Origin of the sequence: Streptomyces sp. XY431 (genome assembly GCF_001279805.1) — a bacterium.
GTDB lineage: Bacteria > Actinomycetota > Actinomycetes > Streptomycetales > Streptomycetaceae > Kitasatospora > Kitasatospora purpeofusca.
This window is the reverse complement of sequence record NZ_LGDO01000216.1, coordinates 1-2,986: the sequence shown is the minus strand read 5'-3', so window position 1 is coordinate 2,986 and position 2,986 is coordinate 1. Positions and strand designations below refer to the sequence as shown.

At 66.5% G+C, this 2,986-nt stretch carries 8 protein-coding genes; 3 read left to right on the top strand and 5 right to left on the bottom strand.

Going from position 1 to position 2,986, the window contains the following annotated elements:
• From ADK60_RS42220 to ADK60_RS20715, 3 genes are all read right to left on the bottom strand, one after another.
• Nucleotides 1–100, bottom strand: a 100-nt coding sequence (locus ADK60_RS42220; RefSeq protein WP_159400518.1) for a DUF397 domain-containing protein, incomplete at its 3' end; no start/stop codon positions are given.
• Nucleotides 101–159: 59 nt separating this feature from the next.
• Nucleotides 160–345 carry a DUF397 domain-containing protein gene (locus ADK60_RS20720; RefSeq protein WP_053648011.1) on the bottom strand — a complete coding sequence of 62 codons (186 nt, stop codon included), beginning with the start codon at nt 343–345 and terminating at the stop codon, nt 160–162.
• A 60-nt stretch (nt 346–405) separates the two neighbouring features.
• Nucleotides 406–591: a DUF397 domain-containing protein gene (locus tag ADK60_RS20715; RefSeq protein WP_053648009.1), complete on the bottom strand. Its 186-nt coding sequence runs from the start codon at nt 589–591 to the stop codon at nt 406–408.
• 93 nt (nt 592–684) lie between these two features.
• On the opposite strand from ADK60_RS20715, the gene ADK60_RS20710 reads away from it, so the two are divergent.
• Complete coding sequence (locus ADK60_RS20710; RefSeq protein ID WP_053648006.1) at nt 685–1,344, top strand: hypothetical protein; 660 nt, start codon at nt 685–687, stop codon at nt 1,342–1,344.
• 45 nt (nt 1,345–1,389) lie between these two features.
• Here the strand turns inward: ADK60_RS20710 and ADK60_RS20705 are convergent, their stop codons facing one another.
• Complete coding sequence (locus ADK60_RS20705; protein ID WP_053648004.1) at nt 1,390–1,596, bottom strand: DUF397 domain-containing protein; 207 nt, start codon at nt 1,594–1,596, stop codon at nt 1,390–1,392.
• On the bottom strand, nt 1,586–2,419 hold the full coding sequence (locus tag ADK60_RS20700; RefSeq protein WP_159400517.1) for a helix-turn-helix domain-containing protein: 834 nt from the start codon (nt 2,417–2,419) through the stop codon (nt 1,586–1,588). Before ADK60_RS20700 ends, ADK60_RS20705 begins: the two co-directional genes overlap by 11 nt.
• A gap of 123 nt (nt 2,420–2,542) precedes the next feature.
• Between ADK60_RS20700 and ADK60_RS44950 the strand changes: the two genes are divergently transcribed.
• Together ADK60_RS44950 and ADK60_RS46795 are read left to right on the top strand one after the other, a co-directional pair.
• Entirely contained in the window at nt 2,543–2,797 is a 255-nt protein-coding gene (locus tag ADK60_RS44950) for a hypothetical protein (RefSeq protein ID WP_053648001.1), read from the top strand.
• The coding region (locus ADK60_RS46795; RefSeq protein WP_234371191.1) for a hypothetical protein at nt 2,794–2,986 on the top strand (193 nt) is incomplete at its 3' end. The genes ADK60_RS44950 and ADK60_RS46795, both read left to right, overlap by 4 nt.

Genomic DNA, 2,986 nt, shown 5'->3' with positions numbered 1-2,986 from the left:
GGTCCTGGGAGTGTCGGACGGGGACGAGGCCGGGGTGGTCGTCGGCGATCTCGACGCATTCGCCGCCTTGGCCGCTGTAGGTGCTCTTCCGCCACGACATGGTCCGGGAGTTCCCTTCTGTTGGCCTGAGGTCCACGGTAGGGGGAGGGGGCCGGGTTGTCAGAGGATGTCGAACTCGTCGTGCTTGACGGCGGTGACGAAGGCGCGCCAGGCGTCGGTGGGGAAGAGGAGGGCGGGGCCGGCGGGGTCCTGGGAGTGTCGGACGGGTACAAGGCCGGGGTGGTCGTCGGCGACCTCGACGCAGTCGCCGCCTTGGCCGCAGTGAGTGCTCTTCCGCCACGACATGGTCCGGGAGTTCCCTTCTGTTGGCCTGAGGTCCACGGTAGGTGAAGGGAATGCCGGGTGTCAGAGGATGTCGAACTCGTCCTGTTTGACGGCGGTGACGAAGGCGCGCCAGGCGTCGGTGGGGAAGAGGAGGGCGGGGCCGGCGGGGTTCTTGGAGTCACGGACGGGGACGAGGCCGGGGGAGTCGTCGGCGATCTCGATGCAGCCGCCGCCACCGTCGCTGTAGGTGCTCTTCCGCCACGACATGGTCCAGGAGTTCCCTTCTGTAGGCCTGAGATCCACGGTAGGGGAAGGGAAAGTCGGGGGACAGATGGCGTCCGGGCGGGGTAGGACTGCCGGGTGGAATTGAGGACGACGGTCCACCGGGTGCGGCACGGTGATGAGGAGTACCGGGTGGTGAAGGCCGTTCCGAGGTCGGGGCGGGCCGTGCTGTTCCGGAAGGAATGGTCGCTGGACATGTTCGTGGACCTGGAGGGGGCGCGGAGCACGGCGGCGGCATGGGGGTTGGCGGCGCGGTCGCGGCGGTCGCTGGTGTATGTGCCGCTGCGGGCGGAGCGCGAGGGGCCTGGCGGGCTGCCTGGGTGGTTCAGGTCGTCGGTGGTGGATCTGGTGCTGGTGCAGAACGGGTTGGGGTTTCCGGTGTCGCGGTGGAAGGCGGTGCGGGGGAGGTTGGGAGCGGGGCAGTCGCAGGTGATGGAGATCCCGGAGACGGACTTCTCGGGGGAGACGGAGCCGGAGGACTGGCGGCGGGACGAGTTGAGGTTCGGGTTCGCGGCCGAGACGTTGTTCTTGACCGGGAGCGCGGAGGCGTTCCGGTGGACGGGGGCGCGGGTGCATTCGCTGGTGCGGGAGGGTCCGGCTCGCGCGCTGGCGGGGACTCCGTGGTCGCCGTACGACAGCGTCATGCTGCATCACGCGGGGGATCTGACGGCGAAGGGGCCGGTGAAGGGGCCCGGCGTTCTGAACATTGAGTACGCGCACGGGTGGAGAGCAAGGTGAGCCCCGACCGGTTCAGCGGTCGGGGCTCACCGGTGGTGCTGGGGTTCAGACGGTGCCGAACTCGCCATCCTGGACGGCGGTGACGAAGGACTGCCAGGCGTCGGCGGGGAAGAGGAGGGAGGGACCCTGAGGGTCCTTGGAATCGCGAACGGGCATGACACCGGCGTATCCATCGGCAACCTCGATGCATCCGCCTCCGCCGTTGCTGTGTGAACTCTTGCGCCACCTGGCGCCCGATAGATCAACGTGCATGGCGTTCAAGTTCCTTCCGTGCCTCATGAATCATGGTCAGGCTGTCCGCCCGGGGAAGTGCGTCCACCTGGAGTCGATCGTACTTTCTTGCCCAGCCTGCGACGATCTCGGCATCCTGCTCCAAGTAGCCACGCTGAAGCGTCTCGGTGTATCCGACCATCGCCCGATTGGGCATGGTAAGCAGCGTTACCGAGTGCGAGAAGGGGCGCTCTGCACCCAGGCCGAACGGTGCTACCTGGAGGACGACGTTCGGCTGAGCAGACAAGCTCTCCAGGTGGGTCATCTGCTGCACCATGACACCTGCACCGCCGATCGGCCGATGGAGGACAGCCTCATCCAGAACCACATGGATGGTCATAGTCCGCTCCAGCAACTTCTTCCGAGCTGTGAGGAGTTGAAGTCGTTCATCGGCTTGAGTGCGAGTGGCCTCGCCTCGGCGCACGATGGCAGCCTCGTAGGCAGAGGAGTAGTCCGGGTGTTGCAGGACGCCCGGCACCATGCTCGTCTCGAAGAGCCGTATGCAGATCGCCTCGCGCTCCTTGGTGGTGTACTCGGGGAATCCCGGGATCAGGGCTCCGTTCTTCCAGCTCCACCACAGCAGCTCCAACGCCCCGCCGGCTGTCAGTGCCTCGTCGGCCCGCTGGACGAACTTTAAGCTGGGGGCCTGCTTTGCCGTCTCCACGTTCGAGATGTAGACGCTGGAGTATCGAACTAGCGTGCCGAGTTCGACCTGAGTGAGTCCTTGCGCCTCGCGCAACCTGCGAAGTTGAACAGCGAAGGCGGCAAGTGGAGATGACGTCGGGTCAAGTGTGATGCGCTTCAAGATCGCCCCACTTAAAGCAGCGTGAACTAGAGAGTTGAAGACCTTCCGATCGTAGCCTCTCCAGCTCCACCATGGATACGGGTCGTAGTGATCCCAACGCACAGTGCAACCAGTGGAGCCAACATGCCCTCGCACCCCCGCATTCCCGCGTACAAGCCCGTCATCGGCGAGATCGTGCGCGACCTCGCGCACCTCGACACCTCCGGCAAGCCTCTCGAAGCCGTCTACATGGACACCCTCGCCGGCCTCGTCTACCTCCGTCACGAGGCCGGCGGCTGCGAGTGGACCACCAAGCCCACCCACGTCCAGGCCCTGCCCACCCCCCGCTTCCTCACCGTCCAGACCCCCAGCCGCCCCCGCGCCGCCGACGTGGCGTGAACCGCTCCCTCCGGCTCGTCGCCGCCGCGATCTGCGTCCCCACCCTCAGCGCCCTCGCCGCCGCCCTCGTCTGCTGGCCCATCCACGACGGCCCCCTCGGGCCCCAACTCCTCATCTTCGGACTGATCCTCGCCACCGGCATCTCCGCCGGACTCCCCGCCTGCCTGCACCTGTCTCTTATACAAATCT